The 23940-nt window shown below is 71.5% G+C and carries 15 protein-coding genes; 8 read left to right on the top strand and 7 right to left on the bottom strand.

Annotation, left to right across the window (positions count from 1 at the left end; genetic code table 11):
• Nucleotides 1–15 precede the first annotated feature (15 nt).
• The gene (locus tag ACT1U9_RS19275; RefSeq protein ID WP_444533951.1) at nt 16–1554 is read right to left on the bottom strand and encodes a methyltransferase domain-containing protein; all 1539 of its coding nucleotides are present in this window, start codon (nt 1552–1554) and stop codon (nt 16–18) included.
• Nucleotides 1555–1583: 29 nt separating this feature from the next.
• Nucleotides 1584–2813, bottom strand: coding sequence for a glycosyltransferase 87 family protein (locus tag ACT1U9_RS19270; protein WP_444533950.1), 1230 nt, complete (start codon nt 2811–2813; stop codon nt 1584–1586).
• Nucleotides 2814–3015: 202 nt separating this feature from the next.
• On the opposite strand from ACT1U9_RS19270, the gene ACT1U9_RS19265 reads away from it, so the two are divergent.
• Genes ACT1U9_RS19265 through rfbD form a run of 3 tightly spaced genes read left to right on the top strand, consistent with a single transcriptional unit; the run spans nt 3016 to nt 5956 of the window.
• Nucleotides 3016–4083 carry a glucose-1-phosphate thymidylyltransferase gene (locus ACT1U9_RS19265; protein WP_444533949.1) on the top strand — a complete coding sequence of 356 codons (1068 nt, stop codon included), beginning with the start codon at nt 3016–3018 and terminating at the stop codon, nt 4081–4083.
• Nucleotides 4080–5069 carry a dTDP-glucose 4,6-dehydratase gene (rfbB, locus tag ACT1U9_RS19260; RefSeq protein WP_444533948.1) on the top strand — a complete coding sequence of 330 codons (990 nt, stop codon included), beginning with the start codon at nt 4080–4082 and terminating at the stop codon, nt 5067–5069. The genes ACT1U9_RS19265 and rfbB overlap by 4 nt, the downstream gene beginning before the upstream one ends.
• Complete coding sequence (rfbD, locus tag ACT1U9_RS19255; protein WP_444533947.1) at nt 5066–5956, top strand: dTDP-4-dehydrorhamnose reductase; 891 nt, start codon at nt 5066–5068, stop codon at nt 5954–5956. Before rfbB ends, rfbD begins: the two co-directional genes overlap by 4 nt.
• Before the next feature lie 3 nt (nt 5957–5959).
• Here rfbD and ACT1U9_RS19250 read toward each other — a convergent pair whose 3' ends face one another.
• The 3 genes from ACT1U9_RS19250 to ACT1U9_RS19240 all read right to left on the bottom strand — a co-directional run bounded on the left by ACT1U9_RS19250 (nt 5960) and on the right by ACT1U9_RS19240 (nt 11036).
• Nucleotides 5960–6574, bottom strand: coding sequence for a dTDP-4-dehydrorhamnose 3,5-epimerase family protein (locus ACT1U9_RS19250; protein ID WP_444533946.1), 615 nt, complete (start codon nt 6572–6574; stop codon nt 5960–5962).
• On the bottom strand, nt 6562–8829 hold the full coding sequence (locus ACT1U9_RS19245; RefSeq protein ID WP_444533945.1) for a glycosyltransferase family 2 protein: 2268 nt from the start codon (nt 8827–8829) through the stop codon (nt 6562–6564). The genes ACT1U9_RS19250 and ACT1U9_RS19245 overlap by 13 nt, the downstream gene beginning before the upstream one ends.
• A gap of 80 nt (nt 8830–8909) precedes the next feature.
• The gene (locus tag ACT1U9_RS19240; protein WP_444533944.1) at nt 8910–11036 is read right to left on the bottom strand and encodes a bifunctional glycosyltransferase/CDP-glycerol:glycerophosphate glycerophosphotransferase; all 2127 of its coding nucleotides are present in this window, start codon (nt 11034–11036) and stop codon (nt 8910–8912) included.
• 99 nt (nt 11037–11135) lie between these two features.
• Between ACT1U9_RS19240 and ACT1U9_RS19235 the strand changes: the two genes are divergently transcribed.
• Nucleotides 11136–13139: a glycosyltransferase family 2 protein gene (locus ACT1U9_RS19235; protein ID WP_444533943.1), complete on the top strand. Its 2004-nt coding sequence runs from the start codon at nt 11136–11138 to the stop codon at nt 13137–13139.
• Nucleotides 13140–13212: 73 nt separating this feature from the next.
• Nucleotides 13213–14823 (top strand): hypothetical protein, encoded by a 1611-nt coding sequence (locus ACT1U9_RS19230; RefSeq protein WP_444533942.1) that lies wholly within the window; start codon nt 13213–13215, stop codon nt 14821–14823.
• Nucleotides 14824–14920: 97 nt separating this feature from the next.
• Here ACT1U9_RS19230 and ACT1U9_RS19225 read toward each other — a convergent pair whose 3' ends face one another.
• Nucleotides 14921–15550, bottom strand: a complete 630-nt coding sequence (locus tag ACT1U9_RS19225; RefSeq protein WP_444533941.1) for a TetR/AcrR family transcriptional regulator — start codon at nt 15548–15550, stop codon at nt 14921–14923.
• 200 nt (nt 15551–15750) lie between these two features.
• Here ACT1U9_RS19225 and ACT1U9_RS19220 point away from each other — a divergent pair, with 200 nt between their 5' ends.
• From ACT1U9_RS19220 to ACT1U9_RS19210, 3 genes are read left to right on the top strand one after another with little or no spacing between them, the layout of a single operon-like run.
• On the top strand, nt 15751–16692 hold the full coding sequence (locus ACT1U9_RS19220; RefSeq protein WP_444533940.1) for an ABC transporter permease: 942 nt from the start codon (nt 15751–15753) through the stop codon (nt 16690–16692).
• Nucleotides 16693–16747: 55 nt separating this feature from the next.
• Complete coding sequence (locus tag ACT1U9_RS19215) at nt 16748–17515, top strand: ABC transporter ATP-binding protein (RefSeq protein ID WP_444539185.1); 768 nt, start codon at nt 16748–16750, stop codon at nt 17513–17515.
• A 26-nt stretch (nt 17516–17541) separates the two neighbouring features.
• Nucleotides 17542–18783 carry a glycosyltransferase 87 family protein gene (locus tag ACT1U9_RS19210; RefSeq protein WP_444533939.1) on the top strand — a complete coding sequence of 414 codons (1242 nt, stop codon included), beginning with the start codon at nt 17542–17544 and terminating at the stop codon, nt 18781–18783.
• A gap of 127 nt (nt 18784–18910) precedes the next feature.
• Here the strand turns inward: ACT1U9_RS19210 and ACT1U9_RS19205 are convergent, their stop codons facing one another.
• Complete coding sequence (locus ACT1U9_RS19205; protein ID WP_444533938.1) at nt 18911–23881, bottom strand: NAD-glutamate dehydrogenase; 4971 nt, start codon at nt 23879–23881, stop codon at nt 18911–18913.
• Between the last annotated feature and the right edge of the window lie 59 nt (nt 23882–23940).

Here is a 23940-nt window from a genome sequence, read left to right as displayed (position 1 = left end):
GGCGGCGACGCGGGCTCAGACGCCCACGCGGTCGGCGGGGGTGTACTGACGGTTGAGGATGTCCTGTACATCGACGTGCTCCCCGGCGATGATCGTCTCGGCCGCGTGCGGCGTGAGAACGGCGACGTGCTGATAGCCGAACAGGGTGGGCCGCAGCCGGGTCAGCAGCCGCGAGATCCCGCCGAGCGCCGAGGCGAGGACCCCCTTGAGACCGCGCCCGCCGAGCAGGGCCCAGAAGGGCGCGCCGGTCGAGGTCAGATGGAGGACGTCGTACCCCGCGTCGCGGACCGTGCGGCGCAGGCTGGCCCGGGTGAAGAAGCGCAGATGCGTCTCGTCGAGGATGCCGCGCCGGTCGTACCCGAACACCCCGAGGACGACGCGAAGGCGCGCGTACCAGTGCCCGAAGTTCGGTACGGAGAGCAGCACTTGGCCGCCCGGCCGCAGCACACCGGCCATCTCGGCGAGGACGCGCTCGGGCCGGGAGAGGTGTTCGACGACGTCCCCGGCCACCACATAGTCGTAACCGCGCCCGACGCCCTCCGGCAGCCCCTCCTCCAGGTCGGCGAGGAAGAACCGCGAGCACTTCTCGCGCACCCCCGCCACCTCGACGCAGTCGACGCCGGTAACCTCGTGCCCCATCGCCTCAAGCCGCTCGGCGAACAGGCCGCCGGAGCAGCCGAGATCGAGGACGCGGCCCGGCGGCAGGCCCCGCATGCGCTCCAGAATGACGGAGTGCGAGGAGCCGTCGCCCTCCTTGAAGGCGTATCCGTCGGGCTTCGGAATCCACGGGCAGGTGCCGAACCCCTTGACCGCGAGCCGGTATTCGAGGACGTCCTTCACCACGTCCTTGGCGTACTTCAGACCGTTCACATAGCAGATCTCGTCGCCGTAATAGGTGGGGATGGGGATCTCCTGGATCCGCATCCCCGAGTCGAGGAGCTGGACGATGATCTGGGTGTCGAAGTCGAACGCGTCGGTGTTGCGCTCGATGGGGAGCCCCCGCAGCGCGGCCATGCTGTAGGCGCGGTAGCCGGAGTGGAATTCAGTGAGCCGGGAGCCGAGGAGCGAGTTCTCCAGACGGGTGAGAATCCGGTTCCCCAGCCATTTGTAGAACGGCATTCCGCCGCGCAGCGCCCCGCCCTTGTGCATCATGCGGGAGCCGAACACGGCGTCGGCGTCGCCGTTCACGAGGGGCGCGACCATCTCGGGCAGCAATTCGGGGGCGTACTGCCCGTCGCCGTGCAGCAGGACGACGATGTCGAGCCCGCGTTCCGCCGCGAGCGCGTATCCCGCTTTCTGGTTCCCGCCGTATCCGAGGTTCTTGGTGTGCCGCATGACGACGGTCTGCGGCATTCCCTCGGCCTGGGACCAGCGGCATCCGGCGGTGAAGGTCCCGTCGTGGCTGGCGTCGTCGAGGATCAGGATTTCCGCGATACGGGAGCGGAAGTCGACCGGAATGCGGTCGAGGGTCTTCTCCAAAGTGGTCTCGGCGTTGTACGCGACGACGAGGATGCCGATCCGGGGGCTGCGGGCGGGGGCGGGGATTTCCTGCACGGGCGTCTCCAGGGACCTTTGCGGGGCGGTCAGTTGACGGAGGTGGGGGTCTGCTCGGCGCGCGGCGCCGGGGCGAGGGGGGTCGTCCCGGCGGGCTGTGCCCTGTGGTCGGCGAAGATCGCCCGGTACCCGGAGGCGATCCCGAGGAGCAGCGCCGCCCAGGCGTACGCCCCCAGGACCTGCTGGTCGTACGTCCAGCGGGTGGGCTTCTGGATCGTGTAGACCCAGGACGCGAGCACCCCGGCGAGCACGCTGTACGCCAGGCCCTCCCAGACGCCCACGGCGAAGAGCGCGGCGACCGGCCAGGCCAGGTACTGCACGCCGGACGCGGTGCTGAGCAGCAGCAATACGCTCAGGGTGACCGCGACCGCCAGCGGCAGCCGGTCCGGGCGGCGCCAGGCCGGCCAGACGCCCGCCGCCACACAGATCAGGACCACCACGAAGTGGCCGGGGCCGCGCAGCGTGGCGATCGACTCATTGGTGAAGCCCAGCCAGTCGGCGAACTTGACGATCCCCCACAACCGGAAGTTGCCGCCCTTGTATTCGAGGACGTTGGCCCGCAGCGCGCCCGGCACGGTCAGCAGAACCGGCCCCCACAGCACGAGCAGCACCGAGCCGAGCCCCGCCGCAAAGCGCGCGAACTCCCGCCGCCCACCGCGCCAGGCCGCGACCGCGAGCGCGGGCAGCGCCACCACGGGCACGAACTTGATGCTCACGGCGACCGCCGCGCACACCCCGGCGGCGAGCGGTGACTTGCGGTCCGCGAGCAGCCAGGCGGCGGCCAGCGCCAAGGTCACCGCCACCGAATCGGTGTTCCCGTGATATCCCGAGGCGGGAATCAGAACGGGCGAAAGGGTCACGCCGATTCCGCAGGCGACAGCCATCCGTACGGACCGCCGCCGCCGTACGATTTCGAACACCAGCAGCGCGGCGGCGAAGTCGGCCAGGCACGCGGGCGTACGAATGAGGGTGCCGAACTCGACGCCGAGCCGGGCGATGCGGTCGAGCCCGAGGAGCATCCAGCCCGCCAGCGGCGGATGGTTGTAGACCGGCAGCCCCCGCATCGGATGGGCGTAGATGCGGATCGGCCCGACTTTCTCGATGTGCCGTGCGAACTGCGAGAAGAAGTAGACGTCGGCGGGCCCCCGGGTGTTCGCCGCGAGCACCATTTTGGCGAGAAACCCGACCGCGGCGACGGCCCCGACCAGGACCCTGCCCCGCCGTACGTCCCAGTTCATCCCGAATGTCTGCGCGCTCATGGCGGCCGAACGTATCAACCACCGGACGGTACGCGCCGGAGCGATCAAAGCACTTTCACCCCGGGGCAGTTGCTCCGCCTGCGGATCTTGGGCAAAAGCACCATGCGGTGAATCACCCGTATGGTTCACCACCAGGCGTAATCCCCGGCTTCAGCCGTCGTTCACTACCTGTCCCTCGCCTCTCGGAATCCGGTGGTCTGAAGTGAAAGCACTCGTACTCTCCGGCGGCGCCGGCACCCGGCTGCGGCCGATCACCCACACCTCGGCCAAACAGCTGGTGCCGGTCGCCAACAAGCCGGTGCTCTTCTACGGCCTTGAGGCGATCGCGGCCGCCGGGATCACGGACGTCGGCATCATCGTCGGGGACACCGCGGGCGAGATCCGGGCCGCCGTCGGCGACGGCTCGCGGTTCGGGCTCCGTGTCACCTACATCCCGCAGCACGCCCCGCTCGGCCTCGCGCACGCGGTGCTCATCGCCCGGGAGTTCCTGGGCGACGAGGACTTCGTGATGTATCTGGGCGACAACTTCGTGGTCGGTGGGATCACCGATCTGGTCGACGAGTTCCGGGCCGAGCGGCCGGACGCGCAGATCCTGCTCACCAAGGTGCCCGACCCGCGCTCGTTCGGCGTCGCCGAGCTGGACACCGACGGGCGGGTCGCGCGCCTGGAGGAGAAGCCGCTGAACCCGAAGAGCGACCTCGCGCTGGTCGGCGTCTATCTCTTCACCCCGGCCGTGCACCGGGCCGTACGCGCGATCAACCCGTCGGAGCGCGGCGAGCTGGAGATCACGCACGCGCTGCAGTGGCTCATCGACCAGCGCCTGAAGGTGAGTTCGACGGTGATCTCCGGCTACTGGAAGGACACCGGGAACGTCGAGGACATGCTGGAGGTCAACCGCTCGGTCCTGGAGCTGCTCACCCCTGAGGACGAGGGCTCGGTCGACGACGCCACCGAGATCATCGGCCGGGTGCGGATCGGCAAGGGCGCCACCGTGCGGGGCTCGCGGATCGTCGGCCCGGCGATCATCGGGCCGCACACCGTGGTGGAGAACTCCTACATCGGCCCGTCCACCTCGATCGCCGAGAACTGCCGGGTGACCGACAGCGAGATCGAGTACTCCATCGTCCTCAGCGGCTCGTCGCTGCACGGCGTCGGCCGTATCGAAGCATCCCTCATCGGCCGCGACGTGGAGATCACCCCGGCCCCGCACATCCCCGCCGCCCACCGGCTCGTCCTCGGTGACCACAGCAAGGTGCAGATCTCGGCATGACGACCACATCCCGCATCCTCGTCACCGGCGGCGCCGGGTTCATCGGCTCGCACTACGTCCGTACGCTGCTCGGCCCGGCGGGGCCCGGCGGCGTCGCCGTGACGGTCCTCGACAAGCTCACCTACGCCGGCTGCCCGGCCAACCTCGACGCGGTCCGCGCCCACCCCCGCTTCGCCTTCGTCGAGGGCGACATCTGTGACGCACGCCTGGTGGACAAGCTGGTGGGCGAGCACGACCAGCTGGTGCACTTCGCCGCCGAGTCGCACGTCGACCGCTCGATCCTGGGCGCCGCCGAGTTCGTGACGACGAACGTGCTCGGCACCCAGACGCTCCTCGACGCCGCACTGCGCCACCGGCTCGGCCCGTTCGTCCAGGTCTCCACGGACGAGGTGTACGGCTCGATCGCCTCCGGCTCCTGGCCCGAGGAGCACCCGCTGCGGCCGAGCTCCCCGTACGCGGCCTCCAAGGCGTCCGCCGACCTGGTGGCGCTCTCGTACCACCGCACCCACGGCCTGGACGTACGGGTGACGCGCTGCTCCAACAACTACGGGCACCACCAGTTCCCGGAGAAGGTGATCCCGCTCTTCATCACCCGGCTGCTCGACGGCGGCACGGTGCCGCTGTTCGGGGACGGGCTGAACGTCCGCGACTGGCTGCACATCGACGACCACGTCCAGGGCGTCGAGCTGGTGCGGACCGGCGGGCGCCCCGGCGAGATCTACAACATCGGCGGCGGCACCGAGCTCACCAACAAGGAGCTGACCGGACTGCTGCTCACGGCGTGCGGGGCGGACTGGGACCGGGTCGAGTACGTCGAGGACCGCAAGGGCCACGACCGGCGCTACTCGGTCGACTGCGCCAAGATCCGCGCCGAGCTCGGCTACGCGCCCCGCCGGAACTTCACCGAAGGGCTCGCCGAGACCGTCGCCTGGTACCGCGACAACCGCTCCTGGTGGGAGCCGCTGCGCGCGAAGGCCGCCCTGTGAGCGGGAGTTGGCTGGTCACGGGCGCGGGCGGGATGCTCGGCCGGGACGTGGTGGCCCGGCTCGCGGACCGCCCCACGCACGCCGCCGACCGCTCGGCGCTCGATCTCACCGACGCCACGGCGGTACGGGACGCGGTCGCGGCGGCCCGCCCGGCCGTCGTCGTCAACTGCGCCGCCTGGACGGCCGTCGACGACGCCGAGACCCGCGAGCCGGAGGCGCTGCGGATCAACGGCGAGGGCGCGGAACATCTGGCGCGCGCCTGCGCCGAGACGGGCGCGCTCCTGCTGCATGTCTCCACGGACTACGTCTTCGCGGGGGACGCCACCAGCCCGTACCCGGAGTCCGCGCCGACCGCCCCGCGCACCGCGTACGGGCGGACCAAGCTGGCGGGCGAGCGTGCGGTGCGCGCGCTGCTGCCGCACTCCGGCCATGTGGTGCGCACGGCCTGGCTGTACGGGGCGGGCGGCGCCAATTTCGTACGGACCATGATCCGGCTGGAGTCGGCGCGCGAGCACCTGGACGTGGTCGACGACCAGCGCGGCCAGCCCACCTGGACGGCGGACCTGGCCGACCGGCTCGTACGGCTCGGCGAGGCGGCGCTCGCGGGCACCGCGCCCGCCGGGTACTGGCACGGCACCAGCGGCGGCCACGGCACCTGGTGCGAGCTGGCCCGCGAGACGTTCCGGCTGCTCGGCGCGGACCCGGCGCGGGTGCGGCCCACCACGAGCGCGGCCTACGCGCGCCCGGCGCCGCGCCCCGCGTACAGCGTCCTGGGCCACGACCGCTGGCGCGAGGCGGGCCTCGCGCCGATCAGGCACTGGCGGGAGGCGCTGGCCGAGGCGCTGCCCGCGCTCGTGGCGGCCGAGCGCGTGGGCTCGGCCGCCTGAACGTCACTGCTGGGCCGGGATCAGGGCCGCCCGCTGCCGCGCGTACCAGGCCGTGCAGGCCGCGTACGAGGGCAGCAGGCCCCGGTCCAACGCCTCGGCCAGGCTCGGCGCCCCCGCGTCCTTGGGCGAGAGCAGCGGGGTGAGATGGGTCGGCCACTCGATCGCGAGGTCGGGGTCGAGCGGATGGATGCCGTGTTCACGGGTGGGCGCGTACCCCTGGGAGCAGAGGTAGACGACCGTGGCGCCCTCGGTCAGCGCCATGAAGGCGTGGCCCAGGCCCTCGGCGAGATGGACGGACCGGTGGTCGCGGTCGTCGAGCAGGACCGGCTCCCACTGCTGGAAGGTGGGCGAGCCGGTGCGCAGGTCCACGACGACGTCGAGGACCGCTCCCCGTACGCACTTCACGTATTTCGCCTGGCCAGGGGGCACATCGGCGAAGTGGACGCCGCGCAGGGTGCCGCGCGCGGAGACCGAGCAGTTGGCCTGCGCGAGGCCCAGCGCGTGGCCGGTCGCGGAGTGGAAGTCGCCCTCCTTGAACCACTCGTGGAAGCTGCCCCGGCTGTCCAGGAAGACCTGCGGTTCGCTGACCCAGGCGCCCTCGATGCTCAACTCGCGCACGCCGACGCCCCCTTGGAGACGACGAGGACCAGCTGGTCGTGGCTGCGGCGCTCGACGGAGAAGTCCCGTCCGCCGATCCTTCGCGCTGCGGGCAGACCGGGGTGCGCGGCGACCGGGACCCGGACCGGCGCGTCCCCGACGTACAGCTGCCAGGTGCCGTCCGTGAGCAGCGTCAGCGCCTCGTACGCGGACTCGACCCGCAGCCGATCGCCCGCGTGCCGCACCGGCAGCTCGGCCTCTTCCTCGGTGGCGGCGTGACAGAGCCGGAGTGGCAGATCCTCGCCGCCGCCGTAACACCCCTCGACGACCAGCGAGTTGTCGGTCCAGACGATGCTTTCCGCGAACGCGTGCGGGAGCTGGTCGGTGACGAGCGCGTTGCCCCAGGCGCTGACGGTGACGGCGAGTTCGCGGCCGCCGGGGGCCTTGTGGCGGCCCAGCGGGAGCCCTGGGGGTGCGGCGACGGCGAGGCGTTTGCCGTCGGGTCTGACCAGCTGGACGCTGTACGAGTCGGCGGGCCGCGCCTCGCCGTGCGGGGCCCTGACCGGGCCCCGGCCGCGCACCTGGGCGAGTTCGTCGAGCGGCACCTCGGCGGTGAAACGGCCGCCGTCGCGCGCCAGTGGCACCTGGATCGCCGCGTCCGAGTGCCAGTGGCCGAGCCGCAGGGCCACCGCCCGGGTGGTCGTCTCGCCGGTGAGCGTGAGGCGGTCGTCGTGGCTGTCGTGGCCGGTCAGCCAGGTGTGGACGCGCTCGGCGGTCAGCTGGAACCGGCCGTTCACGAAGACCGGGACGACACGGGTGTGCTCGTCGAGGTAGTGCACGCCGAGGTGCGCGCCCTCGTCCGCGACCCCGCCCCGGCGCGCGACGCCATGGCCGAGCACCCCGAGGACGAGCTTCCAGGTGGTGGAGGCGGCCTCGGTGAGCAGCCGCGCCGGATCGACGGTGATCTCGAATCCCGCCCAGTCGTAACCGTGCAGTTCCTGGCCCGAACGGGCCGTGATGGACGGGTCGTTGACGCGCCGCAGGCGCAACGGGAGCGCGCGCCGGTCGGGGGTGCGCAGCCAGGCCGCCTTCAGCGCGTGCCGCCGCACCTGCGCCGGGACATTGCGGACGTAACCGTACCCGGTCAGCTTGAGCGTGCCCTCGTGCCACCCGGCGCCGGTCAGCCGGGCCTCCAGCGGCAGGTCCCCGGGCGCGAGCGCGAGGACGTCGCGCGGGACGGGCGCGGTGAGCGCCGGGTACTCGGCGCTGCGCCGCCGCACCCCGCGCACCCGGTGCGTACGGGGGCTGCGGCGCTCGAACTCAAGCAGCGCGACGAGCTCTTCGAGCCGCTTCTCGCAGGCCAGATGCCACTTCACCCGGTGGTGCAGCGGCAGCCCGGCGAGTACCTCGGGATCCACCTGATCGGTGAATTCACCCGCGTACCGCAGAAACGCTTCCTGATACGCCGGGTCGCCGTCGGGCAGGACCTGCATGAAGTACCAGAGGTCCTCGCGCAGCACGGACTCGTCGTAACGTTTCTTGTGCCCCGGTGTCCCCATGAGCCCCCGGCTCACCCCGAGCACCGCCGCCGTCCGGTCCGCCACCCCGCGGACGACCGCCCGCTTGTTGGTGATCGAACTGTCCCGGAAACGCCAGTAGTAGACGGCGTCCTGGAGCACGTCGACCGAGCGGGCGGCGAAGTGCGCGGGCAGGATGACCGGGATGTCCTCGTAAAGGACACCCTCCGGGAACGAGCGCGCGTCCCAGAACTCCCGGCGGAACACCTTGTTGCAGGCGATCCGGTCGAGCAGCAGCGGCCAGTAGTCGGTCACATGGGTGGCGCGGCGCGTCGAGCGCATCGGCTCGGTGAACAGCGGATGCTGGCGCAGCCGTCCGCCCGCGCCCAGACGCAGCACATTGCCGGACGCGAAGTCGGAGCCGGACTTGTCGAGCGAGCCGACCAGCAACTCGAAGGCGCGCGAGGGCAGTACGTCGTCGCTGTCGACGAAGGCGAGGTATTCGGCGCCGGGCGCGGTGTGCCGCACGCCCGTGTTGCGGGCGGCGCCGAGGCCGCCGTTCTCCCTGCCGACCACGGTGAACCGCTCGTCCCGCGCGGCGAACTCACGGGCGACGGCGGCGCTGGCGTCCGTGGAGCCGTCGTCCACCAGGACCACTTCGAGGTCGTCGAGACTCTGCCGGGCCAGCGACTCCAGACACGCGCCCAGATACTCCTCGACGTTGTGGACGGGGACGACGACGCTGAGGCGGGGCGTCATACGGGGAGTACCTTCCTGCCGACGGGCGGGGCGCTTCCCGCCCCACGCGTGCTCAACCCCCCAGCCCGGGGCCGGTCACCTCAGCCCGTCCATCCGGGTGACGGGGGCGCGGAGCCAGGGGGCGGGGCGGGGCTCGGCATGGGGGCGGGCGCGGGCTGGGGCGGTTCCTCGTCGAGGAAGACGCGGCGCACGACCCGCTCCGCCGCGCGCCCGTCGTCGTACGGACAGAACCGCACCCGGAACGCTGTACGCAGCTTGTCCGTCGCATCCGTGTCCCACGCCCCTTCGCGGAACAGCCCGATCAGCTCGTCGTCGCTGGTGGCGACCGCGCCCGGGGTCTCGCCGGGGCACCCCGAGAGCAGATCGAAGTAGGTGCCCCGGGTGGCCCGGTAGGCGGCCCAGTCGGGGGCGTGCACCACGATCGGCCGGTCCAGGCAGGCGTAGTCGAACATCAGCGACGAGTAGTCGGTGATCAGCGCGTCCGCCGCCAGGCACAGGTCCTCGACGCGGGGGTGGCCGGTGACATCGAGCAGCCTCGGGTCCTCGGGCAGAGCGGCCGACGTCCCGTGGAAGTAGTGCGCCCGCACCAGCAGGACGTACTCGTCCCCGAGCTCCCGTACGAAAGCGGCCAGGTCGAGCGGGGATGCGAACCCGTCCGTCCGCCCGTCGCGGTGAGTGGGCGCGTACAGGATCGCCCGCCTTCCTGGCTCGATGCCGAGCGAGGCGCGGATAGCGGCGATCTCGTCCGAAGTAGCCGTGAAATAGCGGTCGTTGCGCGGGTAGCCGAGGTTGAGATGCGTGTACGAGGACGACGGGTAGACGCGGTCCCAGATCTCGGTGGAGTGGGGGTTGGCGGAGAGGCTGAAATCCCATTGGTCGACGTGGGCGAGGATCTTGTCGAAGTCCATGGTGGCCGCGAGCGCCGGGTAACGCCGCTGGTCAAGCCCCATCGACTTGAGCGGCGTGCCGTGATGCGTCTGGAGATACACCTGTCCGGGCCGCTTGGTGAACCCGCCCGGAAAGCTGGAGTTGTTCACGAGATACGCGGCCGTCGCCATGGCCCGCCAGTACGCCCGCGACCCCGCCACCACGTAATCGATCCCGGGCGGCAGCCGCTCGGCGTACCTCGCCCCCACCACCCACAAGTGCCGCAGCTGAGGCGTGAGTTCGCGCGCCTTGGCATGGATGGCTGCGGGGTTGCAGGTGACACCCCGGTTCCAGTACGCGCCGTGGACGACGAGATGCGGATCGAGCGGCCGGTGGAGATCGGCGCGATAGGCGGTACGCAGAATGCGGGCGCGCGCACTCTTCTTGGCGCGCCCGACCAACTCCCCTGCCGCTCCTTTCCGTTGATCGATTACCTGCTGTGCTCGATGAACGGTGTACGGGCCGAGGGCGCCGTCGAGGAGGCGGTCGGCCGCGTGGTGGAAGGCGCGGCGGCCGGCCGGGGGGATGCGGCCCGGGTCGTCCCGGACGGCCCGCAGGTGCGCGGCCGCCGTCGGGCGCAGCCCGGGGTCGGCGGCGAGCAGCGGCGCGTACGCGTCCAGGACCCGGAAGTGCCCGCGCCCCGGCGTGGCCGCGAAGCCCCCGGCGCGCCGCTCCCGTACGCGCACGCAGACCCGGTCGAGCGAGGCCGCGCGCCCGTAGGCGACCAGCCGCTCGGCCCGTACGACCGGGGCGATCTCCTCGTACGGCCCGTCGGCGAAGGCGAGTTGGTGCCGCAGCCAGAACTCACGCCGGAACAGCCGGTTCCAGGCAACCGGCGGGCTCGGCGCGTCCGGGAACGGCGGGGCGCCCGGAGTGACCCGCTCCCACCAGTCGCTCCGCTCGTGCCCGAACCGCAGCACGTCCAAGGCGTCGTCGCCGCTTTCCCGCAGCCTGGTGGCGAGCGCCCCGAGCGCTCCGGGCAGGAGCAGGTCGTCGCCGTCGAGGAAGAGCAGATGGTCCCCGCACGCGTGCGCCGCCCCGGCGTTGCGGGCCGGGCCCGGACCCTGGTGGACGGACAGGGCCAGGGGCAGCACGCGCGCGTCGGCCTCGGCGCACTCGGCGATGATCGCGCCGCAGCCGTCCGGCGAGCGGTCGTCGACGACGATCAGCTCCAGGTCCCCGTACGACTGGTCGAGCACCGACTCCAGGGTCGCGCGCAGAAAGCCCTGCACGCGGTGGACCGGGACGACGACGCTGAAGAGGGGGCGCGAGCGCGACATGGCAGCCGAGCGTAACCACCGGTCACGGCCCTCCATACGCCCTCTCACCCGATCGGGTCAGCATCGGTAACCAGTACGGTGAGGCCGGGTTGACCTGGCGTGAACCCACCGCACGCCGTTCCCCCGAAGGCGCTTGTGTCCCCCGAGGCGCCCGCTGCGACGAACGCGCTCGCCGCGACGGCCACCGCGCCGAGGCTGAGCGTGGTCGTGCCCGTCCACAACGTGGCCGCGTATCTGGAGGAGTGCCTGGCGTCGCTGGCCACGCAGACGATGGGCGCCCTCGATGTGGTGGTGGTCGACGACGGCTCGACCGACGACAGCCCGCGCATCGCCGAGGAGTTCACCCGCCGCGACGCCCGCTTCCGCTGGCTGAGCCAACCGCACGCCGGACTGAGCGCCGCCCGCAACACGGGCGTCGCGCACACCGCCCCCGGCACCGAATATCTCGCCTTCGCCGACAGCGACGACGTGCTCGCGCCCGACGCGTATGCCCGCCTGACCTCCTCCCTCGACGCGTCCGGCTCGGACTTCGCCTCCGGCAATGTGTGGCGCCTGGACGCCGGGGGCCGCCGCCAGGCCTGGCAGTACCGCTGGCTGACCGCCGACCGGCCGCGCACCCACATCACCCGCGACCCCCGGCTGCTCACCGACCGGGTCGCCTGGAACAAGGTGTTCCGCCGTTCGTTCTGGGACCGTCACGCCTTCTCCTTTCCGGTGGGCAGGCTGTACGAGGACACGCCGGTGGTGATCCCGGCGCACTTCCTCGCTGACGCCGTCGACGTCGTCAGCGAGCACGTCTACTACTGGCGGGTGCGCGAGGGCTCGATCACCCAGCGGCGCACGGACCCGCAGGGCGTCCGGGACCGGATCGCGGGCTGCGAGGACGTCAGCCGCTTCCTGGCCGGGGCCCTGCCCGAGCAGCGCCGCCGCTACGACACCTCCTGTCTGGGGGACGACTTCGGTTACTTCCTCCAGGGCCTGCCGCTGGGCGGCCCGGACTACCGGGAGGCGTTCATGACCGGCGCGCGGGCCTTCCTGGAGCGCGCGGGCACGGACGCCACCCGCTGTCTCTCCCCCGACCTGCGGGTCAAGTGGCAGCTCGTACGCGAGAACCGGCTCGACGAGCTGGTCGAGGTGCTGACCTTCGACCAGGCCAACGGGGTGGGCGTCTTCCCGGTGCGGGCGGGCCGGGTGACGTATCCGGGAGTGGGGCCGCTTACCGGGCGCGCCGCGCGGGTGCGACGCGGCGAACTGCCGGTGGTGGCCCGGCTGTCGGGAGTTCAGCGGCGGCCGGACGGAACCCTGCGGCTGACCGGCTTCGCGTACGTACGCAACGCAGGCCCGGGCAGGTTGTTGCTGGCACTGGGCCAGGAGCGCGGCGGCCGCCGACTTCACCGCTTCCCGGTCCGTGCAATCAGCTTGCCACCCACCACTGACAACGCACCCTCGCAGCCCGCTGACCAGGCCCGATCGGGCTTCGAGCTGACCCTCGACCCGGCCCGCCTCGGCGACGGCGAGTGGCTGGTGGGCGTGGTGCTCGCCGGTGCCGGGGGCGGCGCCGGGACGATCCGACGAGCCGCGCTGCGCCCGCTGGAGCGGTGCGGTGACCCGGCTCTGGTGCAGGAACTGACGGATGGGAGGCGGCTGTTGATCGGGGCGCGGGAGGGGCGGGTCGTGGTGTCCGTGCGGCGGTACGGGGCTGTGGTCGACACGCATCGGCCTGTGGACGCGGACACGGTCGAGCTCGGGGGACCGGTGTACGGGCCGGGGCCGCATCCCACGCAACTGGCGGTGCGGCATGCGCGGTCGGGGGCGGAGTTCGTCTGTGGGGTGCGGGTGGACGGGGGCCGGTTCGCGGTGCGGGTCGCGCTGTCCGGGCTGACCGGTGTGCCGCGTGCGCCGTACGCCGTTCCCCGGGGCGTGCGGGCGCCGGACGCGGACCGGTGGGAGGCCTGGCTGGTCCACCCCGACGGCGCTCGGCACGAGGTCCCGGCGGCGCTGGACCTCGCCCCCGGGCACTACCCCGGCGGCCTGAGCGTGCGGGCGGACGCGTCCGGCCGCCTGGCCCTCGAAGTCGAGGACCGCCGACTCGCCGGCTCCTGACGCACCGACTGCTGATCGGGTGATCGGCGCGGGATGCCGGGACAGAAGCGCGGCCCCAAGGAACCGATGACCTGTGCGCACGTTTCCTCCCACCGGCCCCGCCCGCCTTCCGGCGCCCCGGCGCGCCCCCGCCCGGCCCGCCGACGAGCCCCCGGCCGGGCCGAACTGGCGCATCACGCCGTACCTCGTCCTCGGCGGGCTGTTCTGGGTGGTGGTGTCGGTGGCGGCCTGGCGGGTGCCGATGTGCTGCGACTTCGGGACGCACGCCGCCGTGGTCGAACGGTTGCGGGCGGACCTGCTGCACCCCGCCCACCCGATGGCCGACCTGCCGGGCGCGGGCAGCCCGTACTACTCGCCGTACTCGCTGGTCCAGGGGCTGTTCGCCCGGCTCACCGAGCTGCCGGGCCGGGTGGTGGTGCGGCTGTGGGGGCCGCTCAATCTGCTGGTCCTGATCACCGGGCTCGGCCGCTTCACCCGGCTGTTCTCCAGCCGCCCATGGGCGCCGGTGTTCGCGCTGGCCTTCTCGGTGGTGCTGTGGGGCACCGATGTGACGTGGTGGAGCGGGTTCCTCGGGCTGCTGTCGATGACGGGGAACCTGTCGTACCCGAGCACGTTCGCCATCGGGCTGACCTTCCACATCTGGGCGATGGCGGGTCGTATGACGGGTCGCGTGACGGGTCGCGTGACGGCGACGGAACGTTCATCCCCGACCGCCGCCCGGTCCGCCGGGCCCGCCCGCCCGCTGGAGTACGCGGCGCTCGGCGTGCTCACCGGTGTGGTCGTCCTCGTCCACCCGATCACTTCGATCGGCGCGGTGCTCGGCATGGCCGGGCTCGCCGTCGCGCGGCGCGGGGCGTGGCATCGCGCGGCGGCCGCCCGCTGGGCGCTGACGGGCGCGGCCGCGCTCGTGGTGGCGGTGAGCTGGCCGTACTGCGACATCTTCACACTCGTCGGCGACACCGGCATCGATTCCATGCACAGGGCCCTGTACGAAAATCCGACCGGCCGCTACTGGCTGATCGTCCTGCTGGGCGTGCCCGCGCTACTGCTGCGCCTGCGCCGCGACCGCCGCGACCCGCTGGCGCCGATGACCGTGCTGTTCCTGCTGGTCGTCCTGTACGGCTGGGCCAGCGGCCACTACACGTACGGGCGGCTGCTCGCCCTCGCCCCGGTCCCGGCGCAGGTCGCGCTCGCCGTCGAGCTGGCCCGGCCGCGTCCGTGGTCGACGGCCCGCCGCGTGCTGGCCCCGCTCGCGGCGGCGGGGGCGTGTCTGGGGTTCTTCTGGGCGCAGGCGGGGGCGCTCGCGCCGGGCCTGGGTGTGCGGGGCGTGGAGCGGCCGCCGCGCTGGGACACGTACGGGTGGGCGGCTCGGCACATTCCGCCGGGTTCGACGGTGCTTGCGGACGACTACTACGTAGTCCGTTCGTTGCCGGGTTACGGGCCGTTCCTGGTCGCGCCCGTGTGGCCCGATCCGGCGCTGGCGGAGTCCGAACGCGTCCGTCGCAAGGCGGACGTGACGACGTATCTGGCGACGTCGACGTCTCGTGCCACGCGCGCGTGGATCGCGCGGCGGTATGGGGTGCACTGGCTGTTGCTCACTGCCGCTGAGCGGTTGCCGAGGGAGGCCGTGGTGGTTGCGTTCAATCCGCGCAGCGGAGAAGTGCTGGCTCGCGTGGCGTATTGACCTGGGAGCGGTGTGTTTCGTCTGCGGGCCGGTGGGGGCTTGTCGCGCAGTTCCCCGCGCCCCTTGATGTGCGGGCCGATGTAAGCGCTGGCCGCCCCTACGCGCGCGCCGTCGCCCCCAGTGCCGCCACCGCCGACTTCGCCAGGTCGTCCAGGTAGCCCTTCGGGAGATCCCCACGTACGACCACTAGGCGCCAGTACAGGGGGCCGACGATCAGGTCGAGGGCTCGGTCGGGGTCGGCGCCCTCGGGGAGTTCGCCGCGTTCGACGGCCTCGCGGACCACGACCGCCGCGACGCCCTTCTGGCCGTCGAGCAGCGCTTCCTTGATGGCGTCGGCGATCTCCGGGTGGCGTACGGACTCGACGAGGAGGTCGGGGATCACCTGGGAGGCGACCGGGTGGCGCAGGGCCAGTGAGGCCACCGCGAGCAGCGCCCGGATGTCCCCGTAGAGCGAGCCCGTGTGGGGCACCGGAAGCCCCTGTGCGGCGAACGCGGACACCAGGTCGAGGACCAGGCTCAGCTTGGACTTCCAGCGCCGGTAGACGGCCGTCTTGCCGACTCCGGCCCGCCGCGCGATGCCCTCGATCGACATCCGGGCGAACCCGACCGCCGCCAGCTCCTCGAACACGGCCTTGCGGATGGCCTCCGTCACGTCCGAGCGGAGCACGGCGGCTCCGGCGGGCGTGCGACGTGGGGTTTCCGTTCCGGCGGCGTCCGAGTTGGTCATGTCTTGAGCATAGCGATACGACGAGACGGTTGCGTTGCGACGTGATCACGCCCTACTCTCACCGTTACGACGATACGGACCCGTCCCGTCGTAAGGCGCCGCAAGAGCTCGTACGAACCCGTACGAACTTCTCGTAACACTCGTAAAGCCCGTCGCCCGCGAAGCCCCCCGTCCGCGAAGCCACGTCGAAAGCGACCGTTGTGAGTCAGACCGCAGCACCGCCGGCCCCGCCGGCCTCCGCGCAGGACACCCGGCCGGCCGACCCCGACCAGGGCCTGACCGGCGCCGAACTGGCCGTCAAGTACGGCCTCACCGTCAGCGGCGCCCGTCCGTCGCTGCGCGACTACCTGCACCAGCTCTGGGAGCGGCGCCACTTCATCTCGGCGTTCGCCACCGCCAAGCTCACCGCGCAGTACAGCGAGGCGAAGCTGGGCCAGATCTGGCAGCTGATGACCCCGCTGCTGAACGCGACGGTCTACTACTTCATCTTCGGCATCCTGATGGGCACCAAGCAGGGCGTCCCGGACTACATCCCGTTCCTGGTCACCGGCGTCTTCATCTGGACCTTCACCGCCCAGTCGATCATGACGGGCACCCGTGCGATCAGCGGCAACCTGGGCCTGGTCCGCGCGCTGCACTTCCCGCGCGCCTCACTGCCCATCGCGCTCGCGCTCCAGCAGCTCCAGCAGCTGCTGTTCTCGATGGCCGCGCTTGCGATCATCATGGTCTGCGTCGGTGTGTACCCGTCGGCGTCCTGGCTGCTCGCGGTCCCGGTCCTGGCCTTCCAGGCGATGTTCAACACCGGCTGTTCGCTGGCCATGGCCCGGGTCGCCGCCAAGACCCCGGACATCTCCCAGCTGATGCCGTTCATCCTGCGCACCTGGATGTACGTCTCAGGCGTCATGTGGAGCCTGCCGCTCCTGATGACCCGCAGCTCGCTGCCGCACGGCGTGGTGAAGGTCCTGGAGTACAACCCGGCCGCCGTCTACATCGACCTGATGCGGTTCGCGCTGATCCACAGCTTCAAGGCCAAGCAGCTCCCTGCGCACATCTGGGTCGCCGCGGGCGGCTGGGCGATCGTCGCCCTGGTCGCCGGGTTCATCTACTTCTGGAAGGCAGAGGAGCAGTACGGCCGTGGCTGAGAACACCACCTCCACCGACACCCTTGAAGCACCCGAAGCACCGAGCGAGCCGCGTGTGCTCGGCGCCCCCACCGTGATCGCCGAGGACGTGCACATCGTCTACAAGGTCAACGGCGGCTCCAGCAAGGGCAAGGGCAGCGCCACCTCCGCGCTCAGCCGGATCGCCTCCCGCCGGGCCACCCCGGGCATCCGCGAGGTGCACGCCGTCAAGGGCGTCAGCTTCGTCGCCCGCAAGGGTGAGGCGATCGGCCTCATCGGCTCCAACGGCTCGGGCAAGTCGACCCTGCTCAAGGCGATCGCGGGCCTGCTCCCCACCGCCCAGGGCAAGATCTTCACCCAGGGCCAGCCGTCCCTGCTCGGCGTCAACGCGGCCCTGATGAACGACCTGACCGGCGAGCGGAACGTCACCCTCGGCGGCCTCGCCATGGGCATGTCCCGCGAGGAGGTCCGGGACCGCTACGACGACATCGTCGAGTTCTCCGGGATCAACGAGAAGGGCGACTTCATCTCGCTCCCGATGCGTACGTACTCCTCGGGCATGGGCGCCCGGCTGCGCTTCTCCATCGCCGCCGCCAAGTCCCACGACGTCCTCCTGATCGACGAGGCCCTGTCCACCGGCGACGCCCGCTTCCAGCGGCGCAGCCAGGAGCGGATCGAGGAGCTGCGCGCCGAGGCGGGCACGGTCTTCCTGGTCAGCCACGGCAACGGCACCATCAAGCAGACCTGCGACCGGGCGATCTGGCTGGAGTCGGGCGTGCTGCGGATGGACGGCCCGGCGGACGAGGTCGTCGACGCGTACGAGGAGTACACCAAGAAGAAATAGGGCAAATCTGCCTAAACTGCTGATCGATGACGATCCAGCAGCTGCGCATCCCCGCCCCGTCCGCCGCCCCCGACCCGGGCGCCGCAGGCCGCCGCACCCGGTACGCCGCCGTCGCCGCCGCCTGGCTCGCCACGCGCGCGCTGATGCTCTACCTCCTCGTCGACGACTCGATCGGCGTCGGCGGGGTCACCGGCGAGGTGTACGTCCTCTACCGCCAGTGGTACGACCAGCTGATCACGGGCCACTTCCCGTACGGCGACTCCACCTGGCAGTACCCGCCGGGCGCGGGCGCGGTCATCCTCTCCCCCGCCCTGCTGCCGTTCCTCACCTTCTTCCAGGCGTTCGTCGCCATCACCCTGGCCGCCGACGCGCTCATCGCCTTCGCGCTGGTACGGGCCGGAGCCCGCGCGGGCGGCAGCCCCGCCGGAGCCTGGACGTGGGTCGGCGGCCTGCCGCTGCTGCTGCACCTCCCGTACGGCCGCTACGACGTCCAGGTGACCGCCCTGGCCGTGGGCTCGCTGCTCTGTGTACGGCGTCGGCCCCGGCTCGGCGGGGCGCTCGCGGGGATCGGCGCGCTGGTGAAGGTCTGGCCCGCCCTCACCCTGCTCGGCACCCCGCGCGGCCGCACTACGCGCGCGTCCTGGACGGCGGCTCTCACTTCGGCCACCGCCCTGCTCGCCGTGCTCGCCCTCGGCTTCAGCAACAGCCTGGACTTCCTGCGCCAGCAGGGAAACCGGGGCGTGCAGATCGAATCCGTCGGCGGCACCGCCCTCCAGCTCGCCCGGCTGCTGCTGCACTGGCCCGGCAGGGTCGTCTACCGGTACGGGGCCATGGAGTTCATCGGCCCGTATGTGTCGAGCGTGGCCGCCCTCGCGCTCTCCCTGACCACCGCCGCGTTCTGCTGGCTGCTGCTGTGGCGGGTCAGGGCGTGGCGCTGGACGGCGGCGACCCCGGCGGACGCGGCGCTCTGCGCGGTCCTGCTGTTCACCGTGACCAGCCGCGTGATCAGCCCCCAGTACCTGATCTGGCTGCTCGGCCTCTCGGCCGTCTGCCTCACCTCCCGCCACACGACCCAACGCCCGGTAGCACTCCTCCTACTCCCCACAACGGCCCTGAGCGCGCTGGCGTTCCCGACGCTGTACGGGGAGGTGATGGCGGGAACGGCGCTGGGGACGGCCCTGATGGCGACGCGCAATGCGTTGCTGCTGACAGCGGCAGCACTGTCCTGCCGCCGTCTGTGGCGAGCGACGGCATCCCGCCCGGCTTGAGGGGCGCGGGGAACTGCGCGACAGGCCCCCACCGGCCCGCAGACGAACAACAGGTCCCCGCGTAAGCGGAAGGGGGCACCCACAAAAGTGGACGCCCCCACGCACGTACGCGCGCGTACAGCTCGTACTAGCTGTGCGACCGCAGCAACGTCCGCATGGTCCGCATGGCGACGGACAGATTCGCCAAGTCGAACGCGTCCGAGCCCTGGATCTCCTCCAGCGTGGTGCGGGCACGGCCCAGGATCGCCGCGTTCTTCTCCTCCCACGCCTTGAACCGCTGCTCGGGCGACGACTTGCCGTTGCCGACCGAGAGCACGTCCTGGGTGAGACCCGCGTGCGCCGCGTACAGGTCCTCGCGGATGGAGGCTCGGGCCATCGACTGCCAGCGGTCGGCCCGCGGCAGCTCGATGATCCGGTCCATCAGCTGGGTGATCCGCAGCCGGTCGCCGAGGTCGTAGTACACCTCGGCGACGGCCAGCGGCTGCTTGCCGGTGCGGGCCGCGATCGCCACGATGTCGAGCGTCGGGAAGGCCGAGGAGAACCCGGCGACCCTGCGCGCGAGCTCATCGGGCACCCCGGCGGCGGTCAGCTCGTCCAGGATCGACTGGTACCACTCCAGGTCCGCGCCCTTGAGCAGCTTCGCCAGCTCCGACCAGACCTTCTCGACGCCCTCGCCGAAGTCGGCGATGGTCTCGGCGATCTGGAGCGGCTGCGGCCGGTTGTTGAGCAGCCAGCGCGTGCCGCGCTCGACGAGGCGGCGCGAGTGCAGCCGGATCCGGGTCTGGACGCCGGCGTCGACCTTGTTGTCCAGGGCCTCGACCGCGTCCCACACCCCGTTCAGGCCGAAGATCGCGCGGGCCGCGGTCTGCGCCCGGACGATCTCCTCCAGGGACGCGCCGGTCTCTTCCCGCAGCCGGTGCAGGAAGGTCGAACCACCGGTGTTGACCGTGTCGTTGACCAGGACCGTGGTGACGATCTCGCGGCGCAGCGCGTGCCCGTCGATGGCCTCGGGGAACTTCTCGCGCAGCTGCTGCGGGAAGTACGCGTGCAGCAGCCCCTGCAGATACGGGTCGTCCGGCAGGTCCGTGTGGACCAGCTCGTCGGCCACCGTGATCTTGGTGTACGCGAGCAGGACGGCGAGCTCCGGCTGGCTCAGACCCTTGCCGCTGTTCAGCAGCTCACGGATCTGGCGGTCGCTCGGCAGGAACTCCAGGCCCCGGTCAAGGTGCCCGTCGCGGCCGAGGCGCCGCATGAACCTCTGGTGCGCGTGGAGCAGCGACGGCGACTGCGCGACCGCGTTGGCGAGGGCCACGTTCTGCGCGTAGTTGTTGCGCAGCACCAGCTTGCCGACCTCGTCGGTCATCTGGGCGAGGATCTTGTTGCGCTGCTTGACGGTCATGTCGCCGTCGGCGACCAGGCCGTTGAGCAGGATCTTGATGTTCACCTCGTGGTCGGAGGTGTCCACGCCCGCGCTGTTGTCGATCGCGTCGGTGTTGACCTTGCCGCCGTTGCGGTCGAACTCGATCCGGCCGAGCTGGGTCAGGCCCAGGTTGCCGCCCTCGCCGACGACCTTGACCCGCAGGTCCTCGCCGTTGACGCGGATCGCGTCGTTGGCCTTGTCGCCGACGTCGGCGTTCGACTCGGCGCTCGACTTCACGTACGTACCGATGCCGCCGTTCCACAGCAGGTCCACCGGCGCCTTGAGGATCGCCTTCATCAGGTCGGCCGGGGTCAGCTTGGTGACGCCCTGCTCGATGCCGAGGGCCGCGCGCATGTGCGCGTTGACCGGGATCGACTTGGCGGTACGCGGGTGGATGCCGCCGCCCGCGGACAGCAGCTCCTTGTTGTAGTCGGCCCAGGAGCTGCGGGGCAGGTCGAACAGCCGGCGGCGCTCGGCGTACGAGATCGCCGCGTCCGGGTTCGGGTCGATGAAGATGTGGCGGTGGTCGAAGGCCGCGACCAGCCGGATGTGCTCCGACAGGAGCATGCCGTTGCCGAACACGTCACCGGACATGTCGCCGACGCCGACGACCGTGAAGTCCTCGGTCTGGGTGTCGTGGCCGAGCTCGCGGAAGTGCCGCTCGACGGACTCCCAGGCACCGCGCGCGGTGATGCCCATGCCCTTGTGGTCGTATCCGGCGGAGCCGCCGGAGGCGAACGCGTCGCCGAGCCAGAAGCCGTAGGAGACGGCCACCTCGTTGGCGATGTCCGAGAACGTCGCGGTGCCCTTGTCGGCGGCGACCACCAGGTAGGTGTCGTCCTCGTCGTGGCGCACCACGTCGGCCGGCGGGACGACCTCGCCCGCGACCAGGTTGTCGGTGATGTCGAGCAGCGCCGAGATGAACGTCTTGTACGAGGCGATGCCCTCGGCCAGCCACGCGTCGCGGTCGACGGACGGGTCCGGGAGCTGCTTGGCGACGAAGCCGCCCTTGGCGCCGACCGGCACGATGACGGTGTTCTTCACCATCTGCGCCTTGACCAGGCCGAGGATCTCCGTACGGAAGTCCTCACGGCGGTCGGACCAGCGCAGGCCACCGCGCGCGACCTTGCCGAAGCGCAGGTGCACACCCTCGACGCGCGGCGAGTACACCCAGATCTCGAAGGCCGGGCGGGGCGCCGGCAGGTCCGGGATCGCCTGCGGGTCGAACTTCATCGAGACGTACGCGTGGGGGTTGCCCTCGGCGGTCTTCTGGAAGTAGTTCGTCCGCAGCGTCGCCTTGATGACGGTGAGGAAGGAGCGCAGGATGCGGTCCTCGTCGAGCGAGGCGACCTGGTCGAGCGCCCCGTCCAGCTCCTCCAGGAGGCCGTCGATGAGCTCGGTGCCGGCGCGCTGGCGGTCCGGCGACATCCGCGCCTCGAAGAGCGAGACCAGCAGCCGGGTGGTGTGGACGTTGTCGCGGAGGGTGTCCTCCATGTAGTCCTGGCTGAAGGTCGAGCCGGCCTGGCGCAGGTACTTGGCGTACGCGCGCAGCACCATCGCCTGGCGCCAGCTCAGCCCGGCGCGCAGCACCAGGGAGTTGAAGCCGTCGTTCTCGGCGGCCCCGGTCCAGGTCGCGGCGAACGCCTCCTGGAAGCGCTCGCGGGCGTCGTCGGCGAGGTAGTCGCCGTTGCCGTTGATCTTCTTGGGCAGCCGCAGACCGAAGTCGTAGATCCACGCGTGCGTACGGTCCGCACAGCGCAGCTCGTACGGGCGCTCGTCGGTGACCTCGACGCCGAGCCGCTGGAGCACCGGCAGCACGGCCGACAGGGAGACCTGCTCGCCGATGCGGTAGATCTTGAACCGGCGCTCGCCGGGGGCCGCGTTGACCGGCTCGTACAGCGAGAGCGCGAAGTCCCTGCGGCCGTGGGTGAGCTGCTCAAGGTGGACCAGGTCGGCCACTGCCGCGCGCGGCGAGTGGTCGGCCTTGTAGCCCTCGGGGAAGGCGTGTCCGTAGCGGCGCAGCAACTCGGCGGCGCGCTCCTCGCCGCACTCGGCGTTCAGCGCGTCCGAGAAGCCGTCGGCCCAGGAGCGGGCGGCCTCGACGAGGCGGGCCTCGATGCGGTCGGTGTCCGCGTCGGTGAGGTCGGGCAGCTCGGTGCCGGCCGGCACCCGCACCACGAAGTGGAGGCGGGAGAGGATCGACTCGGTGTTCCAGGCGGTGAAGTCGACGCTGGTGCCGCCGAGTTCTTCCTTGAGGATGTCGATGAGCCGCAGCCGCACGCCCGTGGTGTAGCGGTCGCGGGGCAGGTAGATCAGCGCCGAGTAGTAGCGCCCGTACTCGTCCTGGCGCAGGTAGAGGCGCAGACGGCGCCGCTCCTGGAGGTAGAGCACCGAGGTGACGATGGCGCGCAGCTGGTCGGCGGGGGTCTGGAACAGCTCGTCGCGCGGGTAGGTCTCCAGGATCTGGAGCAGGTCGCGGCCGTCGTGGCTGTTGGGCGAGAAGCCCGCGCCGCGCAGCACCTCGGCGACCTTGCGGCGCACGACCGGGACGCGGCGGACCGACTCGGTGTACGCGGCGGACGAGAAGAGGCCGAGGAAGCGGCGCTCACCGACGACGTTGCCGTTCTCGTCGAACTTCTTCACCCCGACGTAGTCGAGGTAGGAGGGCCGGTGCACGGTGGCGCGGCTGTTGGCCTTGGTGAGCACCAGGAGCTTGTGCTCGCGGGCCTTGGCGCGCGCGTCGGCGGGCAGCCGCTCGAAGGACGGGCTGACCGGGTGGCTGTCGTCGCCCGCGTGGACCGGGTCGGAGCGCAGGATTCCGAGACCGGTGCCGGGCACGGCCGCCAGCGAGTCGTCCTCGCGCAGCTCGTACTCGCGGAAGCCCAGGAAGGTGAAGTGGTCGTCGGAGAGCCAGCGCAGCAGCTCCCGGGCCTCGTCCACCTCCTCGTCCCGCAGGTCCCCGGCCTTGGGCTCCTTGGGCAGCTCTTCGGCGATGCGCAGCGCCGCGTCGCGCATCTTCTCCCAGTCCTCGACGGCCTCGCGGACGTCGGAGAGCACCCGCAGCAGATCGGCGGTGATCTGCTTGAGGTCGGCGCGGTCGGTCTCACGGTCGATCTCGACGTGGATCCAGGACTCGACGAGCGCGTCGTGCGGCAGAGAGCCGGTCTGGGCGCCGGTCTCCAGGATCTCGATCAGCTTGCCGGTGACATCACGGCGGACGACGACCTGGGGGTGGATGACCACGTGGATACCGCGGCCCTGGCGGGACAGCTCGTTGGTGACCGAGTCCACCAGGAAGGGCATGTCGTCGGTGACGACCTCCACGACCGAGTGGCTGCACGTCCAGCCGTTCTCCTCGACCGTCGGGGTGTGCACCCGGACGTTCGCCGTGCCCTGGGGGCGGTTCTCGGCCAGCCGGTAGTGCGAGAGAGCAGCGCCGAAGACATCGACCGGGTCGCGGTCGGCCAGGTCCTCCGGAGCGGTGTGCAGGTAGTAGCGCTGGAGGAACCCGAGAACGGCGTCCTGGCCCGGACCTTCCTCCCCCGTGGACCCGGTAGTGGCTGCCCGGTCCTGGGGGGCGCCCCCCAGACCGCCGGGACCCCCCACCGGGCTGTTCTCAGCTACCCGGGCGGCCCGTGCGAGCAGCTCGGCCTTGGCTTCGTCCAGCTTGGTCTGCATGTCCTCTGGCTCCTGTCGCGCGCCGTTGCGTGACGTAGGTATGCGAAGCGACGCAACGC

The sequence above is a fragment of the Streptomyces sp. BR1 genome, from assembly GCF_052373795.1.
Lineage (GTDB): Bacteria > Actinomycetota > Actinomycetes > Streptomycetales > Streptomycetaceae > Streptomyces.
The sequence above is the reverse complement of the archived record's forward strand: the minus strand, read 5'-3'. Positions and strand labels throughout refer to the sequence as shown.

Excerpts from the sequence above, each read along its gene's own strand:
- ACT1U9_RS19245 (WP_444533945.1), bottom strand. The coding sequence starts at position 8,829 with ATGACGCCCCGCCTCAGCGTCGTCGTCCCCGTCCACAACGTCGAGGAG.
- ACT1U9_RS19205 (WP_444533938.1), bottom strand. The coding sequence starts at position 23,881 with ATGCAGACCAAGCTGGACGAAGCCAAGGCCGAGCTGCTCGCACGGGCC.
- rfbB (WP_444533948.1), top strand. The coding sequence starts at position 4,080 with ATGACGACCACATCCCGCATCCTCGTCACCGGCGGCGCCGGGTTCATC.
- ACT1U9_RS19225 (WP_444533941.1), bottom strand. The coding sequence starts at position 15,550 with ATGACCAACTCGGACGCCGCCGGAACGGAAACCCCACGTCGCACGCCC.
- ACT1U9_RS19240 (WP_444533944.1), bottom strand. The coding sequence starts at position 11,036 with ATGTCGCGCTCGCGCCCCCTCTTCAGCGTCGTCGTCCCGGTCCACCGC.
- ACT1U9_RS19210 (WP_444533939.1), top strand. The coding sequence starts at position 17,542 with ATGACGATCCAGCAGCTGCGCATCCCCGCCCCGTCCGCCGCCCCCGAC.
- ACT1U9_RS19270 (WP_444533950.1), bottom strand. The coding sequence starts at position 2,813 with ATGAGCGCGCAGACATTCGGGATGAACTGGGACGTACGGCGGGGCAGG.